General features: G+C 71.0%; 23 protein-coding genes. 16 read left to right on the top strand and 7 right to left on the bottom strand.

The annotated features are described in order from the left end of the window. Position 1 precedes the first annotated feature (1 nt). From ACIBVP_RS38850 to ACIBVP_RS38835, 4 genes are all read left to right on the top strand, one after another. Positions 2-523 (top strand): GNAT family N-acetyltransferase, encoded by a 522-nt coding sequence (locus tag ACIBVP_RS38850; protein WP_396111499.1) that lies wholly within the window; start codon positions 2-4, stop codon positions 521-523. 23 nt (positions 524-546) lie between these two features. Next, positions 547-969, top strand: a complete 423-nt coding sequence (locus ACIBVP_RS38845; RefSeq protein ID WP_396111498.1) for a universal stress protein — start codon at positions 547-549, stop codon at positions 967-969. 69 nt (positions 970-1,038) lie between these two features. Beyond that, a complete protein-coding gene (locus ACIBVP_RS38840) occupies positions 1,039-1,620 on the top strand; it encodes a pentapeptide repeat-containing protein (protein WP_396111497.1) in 582 nt (193 codons plus the stop codon). 57 nt (positions 1,621-1,677) lie between these two features. After that, complete coding sequence (locus tag ACIBVP_RS38835; protein ID WP_396111496.1) at positions 1,678-2,622, top strand: LysR family transcriptional regulator; 945 nt, start codon at positions 1,678-1,680, stop codon at positions 2,620-2,622. Between the two features lie 39 nt (positions 2,623-2,661). Here ACIBVP_RS38835 and ACIBVP_RS38830 read toward each other — a convergent pair whose 3' ends face one another. Then, entirely contained in the window at positions 2,662-4,920 is a 2,259-nt protein-coding gene (locus ACIBVP_RS38830) for a TNT domain-containing protein (protein ID WP_396111495.1), read from the bottom strand. A gap of 98 nt (positions 4,921-5,018) precedes the next feature. On the opposite strand from ACIBVP_RS38830, the gene ACIBVP_RS38825 reads away from it, so the two are divergent. From ACIBVP_RS38825 to ACIBVP_RS38815, 3 genes are read left to right on the top strand one after another with little or no spacing between them, the layout of a single operon-like run. Then, positions 5,019-5,990: a DMT family transporter gene (locus ACIBVP_RS38825; protein ID WP_396111494.1), complete on the top strand. Its 972-nt coding sequence runs from the start codon at positions 5,019-5,021 to the stop codon at positions 5,988-5,990. Between the two features lie 44 nt (positions 5,991-6,034). Further along, positions 6,035-6,886, top strand: coding sequence for a bifunctional methylenetetrahydrofolate dehydrogenase/methenyltetrahydrofolate cyclohydrolase (locus tag ACIBVP_RS38820; protein ID WP_396111493.1), 852 nt, complete (start codon positions 6,035-6,037; stop codon positions 6,884-6,886). After that, positions 6,883-7,179 carry a DUF3017 domain-containing protein gene (locus ACIBVP_RS38815; RefSeq protein ID WP_396111492.1) on the top strand — a complete coding sequence of 99 codons (297 nt, stop codon included), beginning with the start codon at positions 6,883-6,885 and terminating at the stop codon, positions 7,177-7,179. The genes ACIBVP_RS38820 and ACIBVP_RS38815 overlap by 4 nt, the downstream gene beginning before the upstream one ends. Here ACIBVP_RS38815 and ACIBVP_RS38810 read toward each other — a convergent pair. Beyond that, complete coding sequence (locus ACIBVP_RS38810) at positions 7,168-7,578, bottom strand: RidA family protein (RefSeq protein WP_396111491.1); 411 nt, start codon at positions 7,576-7,578, stop codon at positions 7,168-7,170. The genes ACIBVP_RS38815 and ACIBVP_RS38810 overlap by 12 nt on opposite strands. A gap of 43 nt (positions 7,579-7,621) precedes the next feature. Continuing rightward, positions 7,622-8,134, bottom strand: coding sequence for a hypothetical protein (locus ACIBVP_RS38805; RefSeq protein ID WP_396111490.1), 513 nt, complete (start codon positions 8,132-8,134; stop codon positions 7,622-7,624). A 180-nt stretch (positions 8,135-8,314) separates the two neighbouring features. Between ACIBVP_RS38805 and ACIBVP_RS38800 the strand changes: the two genes are divergently transcribed. Both ACIBVP_RS38800 and ACIBVP_RS38795 read left to right on the top strand, forming a co-directional pair. Beyond that, positions 8,315-9,298, top strand: a complete 984-nt coding sequence (locus tag ACIBVP_RS38800) for a malate dehydrogenase (RefSeq protein WP_396111489.1) — start codon at positions 8,315-8,317, stop codon at positions 9,296-9,298. Positions 9,299-9,448: 150 nt separating this feature from the next. Then, complete coding sequence (locus tag ACIBVP_RS38795; RefSeq protein ID WP_396111487.1) at positions 9,449-9,850, top strand: SsgA family sporulation/cell division regulator; 402 nt, start codon at positions 9,449-9,451, stop codon at positions 9,848-9,850. Positions 9,851-9,912: 62 nt separating this feature from the next. On the opposite strand, the gene ACIBVP_RS38790 is transcribed toward ACIBVP_RS38795, so the two are convergent. Beyond that, the gene (locus ACIBVP_RS38790) at positions 9,913-10,101 is read right to left on the bottom strand and encodes a DUF1918 domain-containing protein (RefSeq protein WP_396111486.1); all 189 of its coding nucleotides are present in this window, start codon (positions 10,099-10,101) and stop codon (positions 9,913-9,915) included. A gap of 48 nt (positions 10,102-10,149) precedes the next feature. Here ACIBVP_RS38790 and ACIBVP_RS38785 point away from each other — a divergent pair, with 48 nt between their 5' ends. After that, complete coding sequence (locus ACIBVP_RS38785) at positions 10,150-10,806, top strand: spermidine synthase (protein WP_396111485.1); 657 nt, start codon at positions 10,150-10,152, stop codon at positions 10,804-10,806. A 44-nt stretch (positions 10,807-10,850) separates the two neighbouring features. Continuing rightward, on the top strand, positions 10,851-11,060 hold the full coding sequence (locus ACIBVP_RS38780; RefSeq protein ID WP_396111484.1) for a hypothetical protein: 210 nt from the start codon (positions 10,851-10,853) through the stop codon (positions 11,058-11,060). Here ACIBVP_RS38780 and ACIBVP_RS38775 read toward each other — a convergent pair. Further along, positions 11,057-12,730, bottom strand: coding sequence for a PstS family phosphate ABC transporter substrate-binding protein (locus tag ACIBVP_RS38775; RefSeq protein WP_396111483.1), 1,674 nt, complete (start codon positions 12,728-12,730; stop codon positions 11,057-11,059). The two genes, ACIBVP_RS38780 and ACIBVP_RS38775, sit on opposite strands and share 4 nt — an antisense overlap. A gap of 294 nt (positions 12,731-13,024) precedes the next feature. On the opposite strand from ACIBVP_RS38775, the gene ACIBVP_RS38770 reads away from it, so the two are divergent. Together ACIBVP_RS38770 and ACIBVP_RS38765 are read left to right on the top strand one after the other, a co-directional pair. Beyond that, positions 13,025-13,882 (top strand): SAM-dependent methyltransferase, encoded by an 858-nt coding sequence (locus tag ACIBVP_RS38770; protein WP_396111482.1) that lies wholly within the window; start codon positions 13,025-13,027, stop codon positions 13,880-13,882. 67 nt (positions 13,883-13,949) lie between these two features. Continuing rightward, on the top strand, positions 13,950-14,663 hold the full coding sequence (locus ACIBVP_RS38765; RefSeq protein WP_396111481.1) for a DUF6882 domain-containing protein: 714 nt from the start codon (positions 13,950-13,952) through the stop codon (positions 14,661-14,663). A gap of 73 nt (positions 14,664-14,736) precedes the next feature. On the opposite strand, the gene ACIBVP_RS38760 is transcribed toward ACIBVP_RS38765, so the two are convergent. Next, positions 14,737-15,312: an HhH-GPD-type base excision DNA repair protein gene (locus ACIBVP_RS38760; protein WP_396111480.1), complete on the bottom strand. Its 576-nt coding sequence runs from the start codon at positions 15,310-15,312 to the stop codon at positions 14,737-14,739. 98 nt (positions 15,313-15,410) lie between these two features. Here ACIBVP_RS38760 and ACIBVP_RS38755 point away from each other — a divergent pair, with 98 nt between their 5' ends. From ACIBVP_RS38755 to ACIBVP_RS38745, 3 genes are all read left to right on the top strand, one after another. After that, on the top strand, positions 15,411-15,965 hold the full coding sequence (locus ACIBVP_RS38755) for a GNAT family N-acetyltransferase (protein ID WP_396111479.1): 555 nt from the start codon (positions 15,411-15,413) through the stop codon (positions 15,963-15,965). A gap of 111 nt (positions 15,966-16,076) precedes the next feature. Continuing rightward, a complete protein-coding gene (locus ACIBVP_RS38750; protein WP_396111478.1) occupies positions 16,077-17,297 on the top strand; it encodes an NADP-dependent isocitrate dehydrogenase in 1,221 nt (406 codons plus the stop codon). 181 nt (positions 17,298-17,478) lie between these two features. Then, positions 17,479-17,814 (top strand): SH3 domain-containing protein, encoded by a 336-nt coding sequence (locus tag ACIBVP_RS38745; protein ID WP_396111477.1) that lies wholly within the window; start codon positions 17,479-17,481, stop codon positions 17,812-17,814. On the opposite strand, the gene ACIBVP_RS38740 is transcribed toward ACIBVP_RS38745, so the two are convergent. Continuing rightward, a complete protein-coding gene (locus tag ACIBVP_RS38740; RefSeq protein ID WP_396111476.1) occupies positions 17,811-18,542 on the bottom strand; it encodes an MBL fold metallo-hydrolase in 732 nt (243 codons plus the stop codon). The genes ACIBVP_RS38745 and ACIBVP_RS38740 overlap by 4 nt on opposite strands. Between the last annotated feature and the right edge of the window lie 32 nt (positions 18,543-18,574).

Genomic DNA, 18,574 nt, shown 5'->3' with positions numbered 1-18,574 from the left:
GATGGCGCTGGTCGGAATCGTGAACGCGTTCGCCACACCTGCCACGGTCAAGGCGGCGGCGGACCTCGTCTTCGAGTACCTGGCCGTCACCCGCGTCGAGACGGGGTGGCGCGAACCGGCCACCGTCGACGACCTCCCGCCGGCGCTGCGCCGGGAACTGCGCGAACTCGCGCAGGTCTACCGCCCGCCCGGCGGCCTGTGGGTGGCCTACCGCGCGGGCAAGCCCGCGGGTTGCGTGGGCCTCGTGTCGCGCGGGTTGGGCACAGCTGAGGTGAAACGGCTGTACGTGCGCCCGGCCCACCGCGGCGGCATCGGGCGGCTGCTGATGGCGTGCGCCCACCAGCACGCGGCACGGAACTACTTCACCCGCGTCGTGGTGAGCGTCGAGCCAGAGCGCACCGCCGTCGTCGAGTACTACCGCCGGCTCGGCTACACCGACGTCGAGCCGTACGACGGGTTCCCGTCCGGGATGGTCAACCTGCGACGGCCGATCACCGTGCGGGACAACGGGTTCACCTCGTGAGGTCGCGGCCATAGGATCCGGAGGTGCACGACTACGAGGCCGGCAAGGACGGGCTTGCGGTGATCGTCGTCGGCGTCGACGGGACGCCGGCGGCGCTGCACGCCGCCGCCTGGGCGAGCGGCCTGGCCCGGCGTGAGCGGGCACGCCTCGTGTTCGTCTACGTGGAACCGCTGACCAGCCCCGCCTACTGGTCGCCGTTCGGCATGGCCACCGCCGCCGAGGCCGCGGGCGAACTGGTCGACGAGCTGCGCCGCACGATCAACGACTACCTGGGCAGCGCCGGCGTGCGCTGGGAGCTGGTCCACCACCGCGGCGACCCCGGCCACGGCCTGGAGAAGGTCGCGGAGGAGGTGCACGCGGACTGCGTGGTCGTCGGCCGCGGCGGCGGCGGTGTCGCGAAGTACCTCATCACCGAAGCACGCAGACCTGTCGTGGTCGTTCCTTAGTGGTCAGAATTGGAAGTCCTCCGCCGAGACCCCGAAGGACTTCCGATTCTGACCACTTAGTCTGCGGGTATGACCGAGGACTTCCGCGACGCCGACCTGTCGAACCAGAGCTGGGAGGGCAGGCGGTTCGCGCACGTCGACTTCGTCGACGCCGACCTGCGTGGCCTCGTCACGCAGGGCTGCACGTTCGACCACTGCGACTTCAGCCGCGCCGACCTCGGCGAGTCGAAGCACACGACGTCGGCGTTCCGGTCGTGCACGTTCGAGCGGACGAACCTGATGCACAGCGAGTTCGCGGGCTGCACGTTCCTCGGCACGAACTTCTTCGAATGCCGGTTCCGGCCGGTGAAGATCAGCGACACCGACCTCACGCTCGCGAGCCTCGCGGGTGCGAACCTGCGCAAGACCACCCTGTCGGGGCTGCGTCTCCGCGAGGCGAACCTGACCGGCGCCGACCTGCGCGACTGCGACCTGACCGGCGCCGACCTGCGAGGCGCCCGCCTCGCGGAGACGCGGTTCGGCGGCGCGGACCTGCGCGGCGCCCAGCTCGACGCGAACGGTCTGCGGCAGGCCACCCTCGCAGGCACCCGCGTGGACATCGACACGGCCATCGCGTTCGCCGCCGCTCACGGCCTCCAAGTGGGTGAATGACCGGCGCAGCCGTCACGTGCCGGGCCCGCGCCCCTCTATCTGTAGGTGGACCTCGAGGTGCGACACTTCAAGCTGGTCCAGGCGATCGCGCGGGCCGGCAGCATCACGAAGGCGGCGGCCGCCCTTGGCGTGTCGCAGCCCGCGCTGACCGCGCAGCTGCAACGCGTCGAGCGCCGGGTCGGCGGCCCGCTGTTCCGCCGCGACCGCGAGGGCTGTCACCCGACGGCCCTCGGTGACGTCGTGCTGGCGCACGCCAAGGCGGTGCTGGCGACCGTGCACGAGCTGGACCGCAGCGTCCGCAGGCAGCGCACCGGCCCGCCGGCCGTCATCAGGGTGGCGGCGACGCCGGGCACGATCACGTCGGAGATGACCACGCTCGTCCCCGAGGTCGTCCCGGCCGCCACCGTGGACCTCACGGTCACCGGCGACCGCGACCGCCAGCTGGAGCTGCTCGCGGACGGACGTCTCGAACTCGTCGTGTGCCAGGAGGCACCGGGCCACGAGATCCCGCTGTCCGCGACCCTGGTGAAGGCGGCGGTGGCGACCGAACCGCTGTTCGTCGGTGTCGCGACCGACTCGCCGGCGGCCGGGTACGAGGAGATTCCGCTGCGGGAGGTCGCGGGGAAGCGGTGGTACACCGCCGCGATCACCGACGACTGGTTCGCGGGCTACGTGCGGGACGTGTGCCTGCGCCACGACGTGCCCATGCCGGAGCTGCAGAGCCTGGACCTGGAGATCGCCGCCGAACTCGCGGCCATGGGCAACGGCGTGATGCTGCTGCAGGCCGCGAGCCGCGCCCGCCCGGGCATCGCCACACGCCCGCTGGTGGGGGCGCCACTCCGCACCCGGCACCTCATCGTGTGGTCCGAACAGGGCCCGCTGACCGACGCCGACACGCGTGAGCTGCTGGCCCGCGCCACCGACTGCTACTGGCACAAGGCCCCGGCGCGGCAGGAGGCGTACGCCCGCTGGCTCGCCCGGCACGGCCGCCTGGAGACGTGAAAGGGTGGCGGGCCAGGCCCGCCACCCTCTCGGAAACCCTTACACGCGGGGCGCGTCCGCGCCCTCGACCTCGACGAGGTGGCCGTGCGCCACCAGGTCACCGATCGCGTCCGGCAGCAGGAACGCCGTGCCACCGCCCGGCTGGTCGAACCACGGGATCGCGGCGCCGGTCAGCACCTGCACCGGCTGGCGCACGCGGTACACGTGGTACGGCCGGTCGATCCACTCCGGCACCAGCGACCGCTCCGCGAACGGCGTGCCCGCGGCGTACACGAGGTTGCCGTCGTCGTCGCCGAACCGGTCGATCTCCGTGCCGGGCTCCAGCTCGATCATCCGTTTGCCGCGGAACAGCGTCAGCGGCGGCTCACCGGGCAGCGGCGCGATCGGCCACTCCGCCCCGGGCGGCGCCGCGGCGGCACCGTTCGCCGGACGGGCGATGGTGGTCGCGGGCTCCCCACGTGGCGGTGACGGCGGCTCCGCCCGTGACGGCGGCTCCATCGCCATCGTGTGCGCGGGCTCGCCGCGGGGTGGGGTCCCCGGCGGCGGGGTGAACCCGGGCGTCCCCGGCGGCGGCCCGACCGGACCACCGGGAGACGGCGGCGTGAAGCCGGGCGTGCCGGGCGGCGGGCTGACGATCCTCGTCCCGAACTCGTCACGGGGCTCGGCGCCCCGGCCGGTACCGACGTCCTCCCGGTCGGCACCGAAGTCGTTGCCGGGTGGCGTGTAGGCCTCCCGGCCGAACTCGTCGCGGCCGCCCGCGGGCGGGGTGAAGCTGTCCCGGCCACCGCCGAACTCGTCGGCAGGGGAGGCCGCCGGGGTGAACGTGTCCCGGCCGCCGAAGTCGTCGCGGCCGGCGGTGGCGAAGCCTTCCCGCCCGGTACCCGCGGCGCCGAAGTCGCGGCCGGGACCGGTCGGGGCGAAGCCCTCGATCGGCGCCGACATCGGCTCGAAGCCGTGGTCCTCCGCGGGCGGTGCGGCAGGCGGCGCCGGTGGCGGTGCGGGCACCGCCACCGGCATCGGCGGCAGCTCCGGGTTCTTCGGGCCCGCCGCCCACCGGTCGGTGTCCAGCAGCAGCTTGCCCAGCAGGAACGCCGACGCGTCCGCGACGTCCTCGAACATCGCGGGCGCGACCCAGTCCTGGTCGTGCCAGCCGACGCGCCAGCCCTCGTCCGTCTGCTCCATCGTCCAGCCGCGGCCGGCGGGCGGGCCGATCCGGTACGCCGTCTCCGGCACGTCCATGTCCTCGAGCCGGGCACGCAGGTGGTCGAGTTCCGCCGCGGCGGGCCCCTGCGACGGCAGCGCGGCACGCGGCGGCGTCATCGGGGGCGCCTTCGGTGCCGGCGCCGGTGCGGGCACTGGCATGGCGCGCGTCGGTGCCGGTCCAGGTGCCGGTCCGGGCGCCGCGCCAGGAGGCGGACCGGGACGCGGGCCGGGGCCGGGCGGCGGCGGTCCGAGGAACTGCTGCGCCGCCGCGCGGGTCGCGTCGTCGACCTGCGGGAGCTGGAACCGCATCCGGCGGATGTGCTCCACCAGGTCCGGCTCCGGCGCGATGTCGTGCTCGCGGAGGTAGTAGTTCACGGCCGCGGGCCAGATCCACGTGCCGTCCGTGTGGAACGCCACCGGCACGGACTGCTGGCCGTTCGGGTCGAGCCGGTCGACGTCGTACCCGCGAGCCGGACCGACCAGGGGGCCGTTGTCCAGGTAGTCGAGGATGTCCTGGATGTCCATCTCGTCGACCTGGGGCCGGTTCACCGACGGACGGCCGTCCTCACCGGGGCCGTCGAAGATCCGCGCGACCCGGAACCGCGGCGGGCCGGGCGCCCGGTCGGGCATGGGCGCGCCCGGCGGCGGTCCTGGTGGCGGCGGCGCCTGGGCGAGCCTGCGGCGCAGCCACTCCGGCACGTTGTCTTCCGTGCGGGGGAACAGCCGCATGTCGTCCGGGTAGGCCTGCGGCGGGGGCGGCAGCTCCCACGTGGGCTCGTCGCGGTCGTACTCCAGGTTGTAGCTCGACGGGTGGTCGAGCTTGTAGCGCGCGTTGAACCAGGTGCCGCGGCCCTCCCGGTACATCCCGGCCCGCAGGCGGGCGAACAGGCCCTGCAGGTCGGCGGGCATGGTCCACGGCTCGGTGCCGCCGTCGGAGTAGGCGACCTGGCCGGTCGACTCGGCGTAGCGGCCGACCGCGCGGTAGTCGACGGTGAGCTGCTCCCAGTCCTCGGGGGCGACGCGCAGCATCGCCAGCCCGATCTGTTTGACCAGGGCGTCCTGCTCAGTCGGGGTTAGCTGGGTCGGTTGTGCCACGGTGACATCTTCCCTTGTCCTTCGGTCGGCGTCACAGCCTGCTTCTCTACCTGGCCCTCTTCGCACTCGCAAGGTCGCGTGAGCGAGGATGACGACACGTGACGACGTCCGCTGTCTCCTCAGCTCACCACCCAACCGCCCGTGTCCGCGCGGCGGGGGCCGCGCTGGCCGCTCTCGGCGGGGTGGGGCTCGCGGTGCAGGGCCGGATAAACGGCCAGCTCGGTCATCAGCTGAACGACGGCGTTCTCGCTGCTCTGATCTCCTTCTCCGTCGGGTCTGTCCTGCTGCTCGCGGCCTTGCCGATCTTGCCAGCCGCGCGCGCCGGGGTGGGGCGTTTGGTCGAATCGGTGCGGACGATGGCACTACGCCCGTGGCAGCTGCTCGGCGGTACCTGTGGCGCGTTCCTCGTGACGACCCAGGGTCTGACGGTCTCGATCCTCGGTGTCGCCGTCTTCACGGTGGCCGTCGTCGCAGGTCAGGTGGTGTCCAGTCTGCCCGTCGACCGCGCCGGGCTCGGACCGGGCGGCCCCCAGCCCATCACACTCCCCAGAGCCATTGGCGCGTCACTCGCTGTGATCGCCGTGATCGTTTCGGTCTCCGACCACGGCTTGGTCACCGATCCGGGTGGACTTTGGTGGGCCGTGCTACCGGCAGTAGCAGGTCTTGGCCTCGCGTGGCAGTCGGCGGTGAACGGCCAGGTGCGGGTCGCGGCCGACAACGTGGTCGTGCCGACCGTCGTGAACTTCCTCGTCGGCACGTGTGCGCTGCTCGTCGCCGCCGTGGTCGACGTGCTGGTCCGCGGCCTGCCGGACTCGATGCCGAGCCAGTGGTGGCTCTACACCGGCGGCACGTTGGGCATCGTCGCGATCATGACCGCGGTGACAGCCGTCCGGGTGACGGGCGTGCTGCTGCTCGGCCTGGCGTCCGTCGCCGGTCAGCTGGTGGGCGCCGTGCTGCTGGACCTGTTCGTCCCGGCGGAGGGCGTGGAGTTGTCGGCGACCAGGGGCGTCGGCATCACCCTCACGATGGTCGCGGTCGGCATCGCCGCCATCCGCGTCCGACCGCGATGACACTGCTCGCCCCGCGGGCTCCGCTCGGTGAGAGTATGTACGGCGTGACCGCGACGATCCTGGACGGCAAGGCCACCCGTAACGCGATTTTCGAGGACCTGCGCGTGCGCGTGCGGGCACTGGCCGCCCGGGGCGTCGTGCCCGGTCTCGGCACCGTGCTGGTCGGCGACGACCCCGGCTCGCACTCGTACGTCCGCGGCAAGCACAACGCGTGCGCCAAGGTCGGCATCAACTCGATCCGCCGCGACCTGCCCGCGAACATCACGCAGGAGCGGTTGCACGAGGTCATCGACGAGCTGAACGCCGATCCCGCGTGCACCGGCTACCTGATCCAGCTGCCGCTGCCCGGCCACCTCGACGCGGGCGCCGCCCTGGAGCGCGTCGACCCGGCCAAGGACTCCGACGGCCTGCACCCCATGAACCTCGGCAAGCTCGTGCTCGGTGAGACGGGCCCGCTGCCGTGCACGCCGGTCGGCATCATCGAGCTGCTGAAGCGCTACGACGTGCCGGTCGCGGGCGCGAACGTGACGGTCGTCGGCAGGGGTGTGACGGTCGGCCGTCCCCTGGGCCTACTGCTGACCCGCCGCTCGGAGAACGCGACCGTGACCCTGTGCCACACCGGCACGAAGGATCTGGCCGCCGAGGTCCGCCGCGCCGACATCGTGGTCGCGGCCGCCGGCAACCCGGCCCTGATCACGCCGGACATGGTGAAGCCGGGCGCCGCGGTCCTGGACGTCGGCATCACCCGCACCGACGAGGGCCTGGTCGGCGACGTCCACCCGGACGTGCGCCACGTCGCGGGCTGGCTGGCCCCCATGCCGGGCGGCGTCGGCCCGATGACGATCGCCATGCTGCTGACGAACACGGTCCTGGCGGCGGAGCGGGCGTCGGCATGACCACCCCCCACCGCCGCAGGCACCCGGTACTGGCGCACCTGCCGTTCGGGCTGGTGATGGCGGTGGTGGCGTTCGGCCTGTTCCGGATCATCCTGTACCACTGGCGGCAGGGCACCGTCCTGATCGGCCTCGCCCTGTTCCTGGCCGCGGGCCTGCGCGCCCTGCTGTCCGACGATCAGGCGGGCCTGATCATGATCCGCGGCCGCGCCGTCGACTGCCTGACCTACTCGGCGTTCGGCGCCTGCATGATCTTCGTGGCGATGACCATCGAGGGCGGCCCGCTAGACACGTGAGTCGGCGATCGCCGCGACCGCCTCGATCTCGATCAGCAGGTCCGGCCGGAACAAGCCGGCCACCTGGACGAGTGAACTGGTCGGCGGCCGTTCGACGTCGACGAACTCGTCCCGCACCGCCCGCACGGTCGCCAGTTCCGAGGTGTCGACGACGTAGAACGTGAGCTTGACGACGTCATGCCAGGTCGCGCCGGCGGCGGCGAGTGCGGCGCCGACGTTGTGCATCGCCTGGCGGGTCTGGGCCGCCCAGTCCCCGGCGGGCGCCGCGGTGCCGTCCGCGGCGACGGGGACCTGACCGGACGTCCAGACCAGCCGACTGCCCGGACCGACGGTGGCCACGTGGCTGTACCCGTTGGGCTGGGGGAGCGTCGACGGCGTGGAGAACTCGATGTCGGCCATGGCCGAGATCGTATGAGCGGGCGCGGCCCGCACGACACGTGAGTCAGCCACCGCAGAGGATCGACCGGGTGAACTCCTCGGACGCGGGGTACTCGGAGTCCCTCACGGCCGCGAACGGGGGTAGCCCGGTGGCCCCGATCGGGCACCACGTGAACGAGTACGTGCACCATTCGTGGGTGTTGTAGTTCAGCCCCAGAACGAGCACGAGGTCCAGCCCGGCGCGGACGCTGAGCCGCGCGACGACCCTGTCGCCTACGCCGGGGAGGTACCGGCTCTCGACTCCGGCCGCCAGCGTGTGCGCGTAGTCGGCGCCGATCGCCGACACCGGCTTGATGCGCGGGGTGCCAGGGCAGATGCGTTCGTTGAACCGCCCGGCATCGCCATCCGAGAGGATCGAGGCCATCTCGGTGCCGATCTTCGGATCGGGCGTGCGGGCCGTCGGGCTGGTTGTCGTGGTTGTCGTCGTCGGGACTGCCGCCGTCGGCTCCGCCGTCCGCGACACGCAGCCAGCCAGCAGCACCATCACCCCGGCCGCGACGGCCACCCATCCACGCATGGGAAAAGCATGGCGAGCCACGTACCGGCCCGACCCGCGCACGGCAACAACAGGTCACCGGCACTAAATCCATCAAGTGATATTTCTCCGCCCCCGGTACCCGCGTGACCCGCTGAAACGCCGCACCTTGATAGCCTCGCCGCACCGGTTTTTCTCTTCGTATTCGGGAGGATCTTCCCCGTGGCAAGCAAGGCTGCCGTCAAGGTCACCGTCACCGGTGCCGCCGGCCAGATCGGTTACGCACTGCTGTTCCGCATCGCCTCCGGGCAGCTCCTCGGGCCCGACACGCCCGTCCGGCTGTCACTGCTGGAGATCACCCCGGCGCTGAAGGCCGCCGAGGGCACCGCCATGGAGCTCGACGACTGCGCCTTCCCCCTGCTCGAGGGCATCGACATCACCGACGACCCGAAGCGTGCCTTCGACGGCGTCAACGTCGCCCTGCTCGTCGGCGCCCGGCCCCGCACGAAGGGCATGGAGCGCGGCGACCTGCTCGAGGCCAACGGCGGCATCTTCAAGCCGCAGGGTGAGGCCATCAACGCCGGCGCCGCCGAGGACGTGAAGATCCTCGTGGTCGGCAACCCGGCCAACACCAACTCGCTGATCGCCCAGCAGCACGCGCCGGACGTGCCCGCCGAGCGGTTCACCGCCATGACCCGCCTCGACCACAACCGCGCGCTGTCGCAGCTCGCCGCCAAGCTGGGCGTCTCGGTCACCGAGATCTCGAAGATGACGATCTGGGGCAACCACTCCGCGACCCAGTACCCCGACCTGTACCACGCCGAGGTGGGCGGCAGGACCGCCGCGGCCGCCGTGAACGACGACGAGTGGCTGAAGGACACCTTCATCCCGACCGTCGCCAAGCGCGGTGCCGCGATCATCGAGGCCAGGGGCGCGTCGTCGGCAGCCTCCGCCGCGAACGCCGCGATCGACCACGTCCACGACTGGGTGAACGGCACCGACTGGACCTCCATGGCGGTGGTCTCCGACGGTTCCTACGGCGTGCCGGAGGGCCTGATCTCGTCGTTCCCGGTCCGCTGCGCCGACGGCAAGTGGGAGATCATCCAGGGTCTGGAGATCGACGACTTCTCCCGCGAGCGGATCGACGCGTCGGTGCGCGAGCTGTCCGAGGAGCGCGACGCCGTGCGCGGTCTCGGCCTCATCTGACGGTAAAGCCCCAGGTCACGCGTTACACGTGTGGGGCAGGTCATACCTGATGGCGTGAACATCGGGCTTCGTTCGTCAGATCCGGCACTCCCTTGCATCTCATCCTCGACCGACCCACACCCAGTGGCGGATCGAGGAGGAGGGCCAGAGATGACCACGGAAGCCATTCACGTCGAGCTCGTCGCGCTGTACGACGGCGCCACGCCGGTCCGTTCCCGCTGGTCCTATCGCGCCGACCACCCGTACACGGTGGTCGCCGCGTTCCAGACGGAACGGGACCGGTGGGTCGAGTGGGTGTTCTCCCGCGATCTGCTCGAGGCGGGGCTGACCGAGTCCGCCGGGCTCGGTGACGTCCGGTTCAGCCCGCTCGAGGATCGTGGGCTGAACATGCTCGTCGTCGAGATCGAGTCGCCGGAGGGCTACGCCCTGCTCGAGGTGGACCACGCGGCGGTCGCCGACTTCCTCGACGCGACCGAGGCGCTGGTCCCGCTCGGCAGCGAGAGCGAGCACTTCGACGTCGAGGCGCTGATCGACGAGCTCACGAGGGTCTGACCGGGCGCGGGCAACAGCGTGGGCGATGCCCCCGGGTGTCCTGGACGACCCCGGGGCACCGCTCACGTCGTCTCCTTCTCCACCACGCAGTCGGGGCCCGGGAACACGAGGCCCTCGTGCCCGTCCGGGTAGCGGACCACGTAGGGCGGCTCGCCGTCCTTCCCGCGTACCTCGATGATCTCAGCGATCTGGTCCGGGTTACCTACTGTGCGACCGTGCACGTGCAGCCGGTCGCCGGTTGCGGCATGCATGACCCCAGGGTAAATCCGTTCGGCCGGGTTCGCTTCTAGTCTGTTGGTGTGGTGTCCGAGGTGCTGGCGCGGGTCGACGGGGTGTGCGGGGAGCTGGTGCTGCGGCGGGTGGGCCCGCACCACGAGATCATCGCGAACGGGGTGTTCCTGATGGACACCCGCAACGGCGAGTCGGAGCGGCTCATGGTCCGCGCCGCCGCCGACCGCATGCCACCAGGCGCGGCCGTGCTGATCGGCGGGCTCGGCGTCGGCTTCTCGCTCCGCGAGGCGCTGGCCCACCCGGCCGTCGGCGCCGTGGTCGTCGTCGAACGCGAGCAGGCGGTGATCGACTGGAACCGGGCCGAGCTGGGCAACGCGGCGGCGCTCGCCGACCCCCGGGTGCGGGTGGTGCGCGCGGACCTGCTGGCGTGGCTGCCGTCCGCGGGCCGGTTCGGCGCGCTGTGCCTGGACATCGACAATGGTCCGGAGTGGACAGTCGACGAGGGCAACGCGTCGCTGTACGGCCCGGCGGGCCTCGCGATGCTCGACGACGCGCTCGGGCCGGGCGGGGCGCTGGCCGTGTGGAGCGCGGGCCGCGCGCCCGCCTTCGTCGCCGCGCTCGCGGAGCGCTGGGGCCCGGTGGAGACGCTGGAGATCCCCGTGCCCCGAGGTGAGCCCGATCTGGTGTTCCTGGTGATCAGATCGAGATCGGAACGCGGTAACTGACGCCCGGCGTGGCGCGATCTCCGGGGTGACGTCCTGGAGGTGCGATGCTTCGACGCAGACCGCGCCGAACCGCACCGTCGTGGGTGCGGCACCCGGCCGCCGCGCCACTGCTCCTGGCCGCGCTGTACCTGGCGGCGACGGTCGTGAACGTGCTGCTCGCCCTCACTATGGACGTCCTGTGGCCCGCGCTGTTCGCCTCAGTGCTGGCGCTGGTGACCGTGCTCTGTGCGACCACCGCGTGGCGTCGGTTCTAGCTCTGGCACAGCAGGTGCAGCTGGCCGTCCCTACCGGTGCACGGGGTGTAGCCGGCGTCGGTCAGCGCCGCGCCCGACGCCGGGCCGCGCAGGTGGTCCACGAACGTCGCGAGCAGGCTGCCGGTCGGCGGGATCCCCTTCGTGTAGAGGTACTCGACGGCCCAGAACGGATAGCCCGAGGAGATGCCGCTGACCGACGGCCGCTCGCCGTCCAGTGACAGCGTCGTGAGGCCGGGCCGCGCCGACGGCAGGTCCACATACCCGATGGCGCCCGGCGTCGAGGCGATCTCGTCGATCTGCTGCGCCTCCGTGCCGCGTTCGCAGCGGATCACCGGCGCGTCCGGGACGCGGTCCGCCGTCTCGCACGAGTCGGACGTCAGGCCGCCCTCCGACGTCGTGGCCAGCACCGTCTGCTCGAACGTGCGCCGCGAGCCCGACTCCTGGCCGCGGCCCACGATCCGGATCGGCAGCGACGGGCCCTGCCGCAGCCGCGCCCAGTCGCGGTAGCGGCCCGCGTAGATGTCCCGCACCTGCGCGACGGTCAGCCCGTCGATGCCCACGGAGTCGTTGGCCACCAACGTGTACACGACGACCGCGACCGGCTGCGCCACCAGGTCACCGGTCGCCTCGCCGACCTCGCCGTCGGACATGGCCGCCATCGTGGCGCGGCGCGCGGGCGCGAGTCCGGCCAGCTGCCGGACCCCGGTGATGCTGCCGGTCGCGGTGACCCGCACGGTCGCGCCGTCGCACGCGCGGGAGTACCGGCCGGCGACCGTCGTCATCACCGGCGCGAACGCGCTGGAGCCGACGACGTCGACCTCGCCGCGCACGCACTCGACGGCCGGGTCGGCCGCCTTCGCCGCGTCCGGCAGCACGTTCGCGGCCACGAGCGCACCGGCGAGCAGCACCCCCACGCCGGCCGTCACCAGTGGCCAGCGGGCACGGCGGACCGTGCGCTCGTCCCGGATCCTGCGCTGCCCGGTCGGCCCGTCGACGCCCTTGGTGCGGTCGGTGGACGTGTTCGAGTCCGGTTCGCGCAACACCACCACGATCTTGAACTTCTCCTTGGCGGCGAGGGAGAGCGTGCGCTTGAGCCGGATGCCGTGCCACACCGGTGGTGGCGGCGGCGGGGGTCTGTTGTCGGCGGGCGGTGTGGTGCGGAGCAGCTCACGCCAGCGCGTGAGCAGTTCGTTGCGGACCTTGGGCAGCGGCACGGAGACGTGCGCGGCGGGTTCGTCGTCGGAGAAGAACTCCAGGGCGTCGACCAGTTCCTCGCGGTGCTTCGGCACGCTGGGATCGGAGACGCGCGCGTTCCAGATGACCCGGCCCCGGAAGGTGAACTCGACGGGTTCGCCGAGGTCGCGCAGCTCGACGTCGCCGCCGGTGTTGCGAATGCGGATCACCACGAAGCTCAGCCTGCCGACCACCTTCGCGACCGCGATCAGCTCCTCGTCGGCGTGCCCGTCGCCGTCGTCGGCGTCGTGCAGCGGCACGTCGAGACCGATCTTGGAGTCGCTCTGCACGCGGTAGTAGAGGCGTTTGCGCCCCGAGATCCAGCGCTGCACCACCGGTGCCGCGATCAGGCTGACGGCCGCCAGCGCGAGAAACCAGGTCCCCTCACCCGACAGCAGCAGTTCGGCGACGGTCCGGATGAGTTCGGCGATACCCACTACAGCCCTCCCGTGCCGAGGTTAGGGTCGGCGCCCGCGGGCCGGACGTGGAACGATCCGGAGTTCACGATCCGTTCAGCTGTAGGTCGCCCGTGTGATCTCGCTAGACCGAACGGGTGACTTTTCCGGTGCCGCACAGGGAAAATCAGTGGTCAGCGCAACTTTCTCACCAGCGCAGGTGCAGATGCACGGGCATTCACACGGGGTTTTCAAGATCGATTCCAGCGTTTACCGACCTGGTCGGCGTCGCTACGCTGAGTTGGTTCCCGACCCAGTCTGTCTGTGAGGTTTGCGATGTCCGAGACGGCGTCCAAGTACGACGCGCCGAGCATGGTTCCGGTCGGGGTGGACCCGACCAGGGCGAGCATCGCCCGCGTCTACGACGCGTTCCTGGGGGGCAAGGACAACTACGCGATCGACCGCGAGGTTTTCCACAAGGTGCAGAAGGTGGCGCCGGAGGCCCAGGACCTCGCGTGGTCGAACCGGAACTTCCTGACGAGGGCGGTCCGCTTCCTCACCGACCAGGGCGGCATCCGCCAGTTCCTCGACTGCGGTTCCGGCCTGCCCACCGCCGAGAACACGCACCAGATCGCCCAGCGCATCGACCCCGAGGCCCGTGTCGTCTACGTCGACAACGACCCGGTCGTCATCGCGCACGGCGAGGCGCTCCTGGAGGACAACGACTTCACCCACTTCGTCGCGGCGGACATCTTCGAACCGCAGGACGTGCTGCAGAACCCGACGGTGCGCAAGTACCTCGACTTCACCAAGCCGATCGCGTTGCTGCACGTGGGCACGCTGCACCACTACACGGCCGACAACGGCGGCGAGCTGATGAAGGAGTACGTCGACGCGCTGCCGTCGGGTTCGTTCGTCGCGATCTCGCACTTCCTCGACCCGCAGACACCCGGCCACAGCGAGCTGGCGCGCCGCATGGAGGACGTGTTCATCCACAGCCCCATGGGGTCCGGCAAGTTCCGCACGAAGGAGCAGCTGCGGGAGTTCCTGCCCGGCCTGGAGATCATCCCGCCGGGCCCCGGCAAGCCCGGCGACATCGAGCTGTCGGACCTGTGGTGGCCGGACGGCCCGCGCCTGCGCCCGCTGAGCCAGGTCGAGGAGTGCAGCGCGGCGGCGGTGGGCCGCAAACCCTGACCCCCGTCTCCGGTTCGATGCCCTGAAAGCGCCTTTCAGGGCATCGCCAACCGGTACCGTCGCCGTCGTGCCTACCTTTCTCGATCTTCAGGACGACGCCGCGCTGCTGTCGTTCGAACACCAGCTCCACCTCTCGGAGGTCATCGGCGAGCACTCGTGGGAGGTCGACCTCGCCGCGCCGAGGTTCGCCTTCACCGGTGACCACCCGGTGACCGCGACCGCCATGCACCTGCTCGGCAGCGCCGCGCCCGGCCCGCGCTCGTGGCTGTGGTCGTGGGCGAACCCCACGGGCTACCGGCAGGAGGTCATCTGGCTGGCCGAGTCACTGCGTGACTTCGGGAAGCAGCACGGCATCCCGCAGCTGTCCGAGCCGGAGGTCCCGTTCGACGACCTCCCCGGCTCACCGACCGACCCCGCGCAGGTCGCGTCCCTGATGATGGAGGCCGCCAAAGCCGTTTCCCAGCGGTGGTCCGGCTACCAGGGCCCCGTGGGCGGCGGCACCCGTGTCGGCATGCTGATCGAGCACCCCGACTTCCTGCTGCCCGCACCGGAGGGCCCCAGGGTGACCCGCGTGCTGCAGCAGGGCCTGATGGAGCTGCGCTTCCACGAGCACCGCCGCGCCGTCCGGTCCTACGCACGGAACCGCGGCCTGCGCCTGCAGGAGAACGAAACCCAGATGCTCATCGAGGGCCCCGCCTTCACGGCGACCGTCGAGTTCGACGAGTACCACCGGGTGTCGAACATGAAGTTCACGATGGGCCCCGGCGCTCAGCCGCGGTAGCGACGTACCTCCGCGGTGAGCCGCTCACCGACACCGAGCGCGCGGTGTCGGTGAGCGCTTTCCGTGGCAGGCCCTAGGCCTTCGCCGCCTTCGCGGCCGCCTTCATCTGCTTCTTGTACGCGCGCACCTCGAGCAGGCTCGCCTGGTCGGTGATGTCCGCGACCGACAGGTGCGTGCCCTTCTTGCCGAACTCGCCGGCGGCCTTCTGCCAGCCGGTCGCCTTCAGGCCGCGCTGCTTGCCAAGCAGCGCAAGGAAGATCTGCGCCTTGACGTCGCCGTAGCCGGGCAGCGCCTTCAGCCGCTTGAGCACCTCGGCGCCGTTGGGCTTGCCCGCCGTCCACAGGGCCTCGGCGTCGCCGTCGTACTCGTCGACCAGGCCCTGGCACAGCGCCTGGATCCGCTTGGCCATGGAGCCGGGGAAGCGGTGGATCGCGGGCGGCGTGGAGCACAGCGCGGCGAACTTCTCCGGGTCGTACTCGGCGATCGTGCGCGCGTCGAGCGAGCCGATGCGGTCGAGGATCTTCTTCGGGCCCGCGAACGCCGTTTCGATCGTGATCTGCTGGTCCAGCAGCATGCCGATGAGGAGCGCCAACGGCTCGCGGTCGAGCAGTTCGTTCGCCTCGGAGTCAGTGGTCAGCCAGAGCGCCATGGCGTCATCATGGCACGTCGGCCTGCCTCGCGGAGGGTAGCCACGGCCCCCGTCCGGTGCTGTCGGTTCCCGCGCGCCGGTTCGCGTAGCTTGGCGGTGTGCTCAGGCCCGATTACCCGATCAAGACCGCCCGCCTCGTCCTCCGCCGGTTCACCGAGTCCGATCTCGACACCCTGCACGCGTACCACAGCCTGCCCGAGGTGGCGCGTTTCCTGTTGTGGGAGGCGCGGACCCGCGAGGAGTCCGCGCAGTCGCTGAAGTTCCGCATCGACCACCCGACGATCGAGAAGGAAGGCGACGGCGTCGTCTTCGCCGTCGAGCACGACGGTGAACTGGTCGGCGAGGTGAACCTGCGCTGGCTGTCGGCCGAGTACGGCAGCGGTGAGCTGGGGTTCATCTTCGACCCGCGCCACCACGGCCACGGCTACGCCCGCGAGGCGGCGGTCGAGGTCCTGCGGATGGGGTTCGAACGGCTCGGACTGCACCGGATCATCGGCCGCGCCGACGCCCGCAACGCCGCGTCCGCGAAGCTCATGGAGCGGCTCGGCATGCGCCGGGAGGCGCACTTCGTGAAGAACGAGATCGTGAAGGGCGAGTGGACCGACGAGGTCGTGTACGCCATGTTGGCGGAGGAGTGGCAAGCCCGGAAGTGAGCCGGGGTCGTGGGCCTCGCGTGAGCGTGGCTAGCAGTACGCGTGTACCGTTTGCGGGGGCTGAAGGTACCGCACGCGCGCACCGAAGACGCGAGAGGAGCATCCCGGCACATGGCCAAGATCAAGGTCCAGGGCACGGTCGTCGAGCTCGACGGCGACGAGATGACCCGCATCATCTGGCAGTTCATCAAGGACAAGCTGATCCACCCGTACCTGGACATCAACCTGGAGTACTACGACCTGGGCATCGAGCACCGGGACGCGACCGACGACCAGGTCACGGTCGACGCCGCGAACGCGATCGCCAAGCACGGTGTCGGTGTGAAGTGCGCCACCATCACGCCCGACGAGGCCCGGGTCGAGGAGTTCGGCCTGAAGAAGATGTGGCGGAGCCCGAACGGCACCATCCGCAACATCCTCGGCGGCGTGATCTTCCGTGAGCCGATCGTCATCTCCAACATCCCGCGGCTGGTGCCGGGCTGGACCAAGCCGATCATCGTCGGCCGTCACGCCCACGGTGACCAGTACAAAGCCACCGACTTCAAGGTGCCCGGCCCCGGCACGCTGACCGTGACCTACACCCCGGCCGACGGCAGTGAGCCGATGGAGTTCGAGGTCGCGAACTACCCGGAGGGCGGCGGCGTCGCCCTGTCGATGTACAACCACCGCAAGTCCATCGAGGACTTCGCGCGCGCCTCGTTCCGCTACGGCCTCGAGCGCCAGTACCCGGTCTACATGTCGACCAAGAACACGATCCTCAAGGCCTACGACGGCATGTTCAAGGACGTGTTCGCCGAGATCTTCGACGCCGAGTTCAAGTCGGAGTTCGACGCCAAGGGCCTCACCTACGAGCACCGGCTCATCGACGACATGGTCGCCGCCGCGCTCAAGTGGGAGGGCGGCTACGTCTGGGCGTGCAAGAACTACGACGGTGACGTCCAGTCCGACACGGTCGCGCAGGGCTTCGGCTCGCTCGGCCTGATGACGTCGGTGCTGATGACGCCGGACGGCAAGGTCGAGGCCGAGGCCGCCCACGGCACGGTGACCAGGCACTACCGCCAGCACCAGGCGGGCAAGCCGACGTCGACCAACCCGATCGCGTCGATCTTCGCCTGGACGCGCGGCCTCGAGGCACGCGGCAAGCAGGACGGCACGCCCGAGGTCATCGGCTTCGCCGAGACCCTGGAGAAGGTCATCATCGAGACCGTCGAGAGCGGCCGGATGACCAAGGACCTGGCGCTGCTGATCGGCAAGGACCAGGAGTTCCAGACCACCGAGGAGTTCCTCGCGACGCTGGACGAGAACCTGCAGAAGAGGATGGCCTCCGCCTGATCCTTCCCGCGACGCCGGAAAAGCCACGTCCTCACGGGGGCGTGGCTTTTCCGTTCACGGAGCGTGCTGGTGGTCGCCCCGTCGCTGCTTCGGCAGAGTGGTTCGTCCTGCCGGTCATGTGCATCTTGAGGGCGCTGAGCTATACAGGTCGAGAAGTCTCCGCGCGTTGAGGAGCATGCCGGTGAAGATCAAGTGGAGTGGCAAGCGGACGTTGATCGCGCTCGTGCTGCTCGCCGGGGTCGGGCTGCTGTACGTGCAGGGCGCCGACCAGCGTCGTGAGCAGCAACAGGAGGCGCCCGCCTCCAGCGAGACGGTGGCCTGCCGGGTGGAGTCCACCACCGACGGCCTGCGGGTCCGGTCGGCGCCGGCCATCGACCCGGCGAACGTGGTGGACGAGCTCGCGCAGGGCGAGGAGGTCGACGCCTCCACGGAGGTCAGGAACGGCTTCCGCAAGCTGGGCGAGGGCCGCTGGGTGTCCGAGGAGTACGTGCGCCCGCTGGCGGGCACCACCTGCTAGTCGAGATCGACGACCAGGCCCTCGTCGGCAGCCAGCAGGTCACCCGAGAAGTGCTCGGCGGCCTGGCGGAGCGACACGTCCCGGTCGTTGCCGGGCCAGAAGTGGGTGAGCAGGAGCCGCCGCGCCCGCGCCTGTGCGGCCCAGTACCCGGCCTCGGCGGCGGACAGCACGTTGCGCGGGCCGTCCGGCTGGTGCTGCAGCGTCGCGTCCACGATGTAGAGGTCGACGTCCCGGCCCAGCTCCGCGAGCCGCTCCGACGGTCCCGTGTCGCCCGTGTAGGCGACCGTCCTGCCCCCGGCCCGCAACCGCACGCCCGCGTTGGTCACGTGGTGCGGCAGCTCGACGCTCGTCAGCGCGAACGGGCCCAGATCGTGGGTGGCGGGCAGCTCGTGCACGTCGAACAGCTCGGCGAGCCGCGGCTCGGGTTCGAGACCGTCGACCAGCTCGGCCACGCCGGGCGGGCAGTACAGCGGGATGCGGTCGAAGGTCCGTTCGCCGTAGTGGCGGACCCGCAGGAGCCCGTTGAGATCGACGCAGTGGTCGCTGTGCTGGTGGGTCACGACGACCGCGTCCACGTCCCCGTGCGGGCACAGCGCGAGCAGTCGCGGCAGGGTCCCGAACCCGAGGTCGAGCACGAGCCGGAACCCCGCGTGCTCGACGAGGAACCCGGCGCACGCCCGTCCGGGTTCCGGCCAGGCGGCGCAGCTGCCGAGAACGGTGATCTTCACGACGCCGCAGCGTAACCGGGTTGCCCGCGCTT

Origin of the sequence: Actinophytocola sp. NPDC049390 (genome assembly GCF_044466355.1) — a bacterium.
Classification (GTDB): Bacteria; Actinomycetota; Actinomycetes; order Mycobacteriales; family Pseudonocardiaceae; genus Actinophytocola.
Note: the sequence above shows the minus strand (reverse complement) of the source record. Positions and strands in the feature narration are given on the sequence as shown.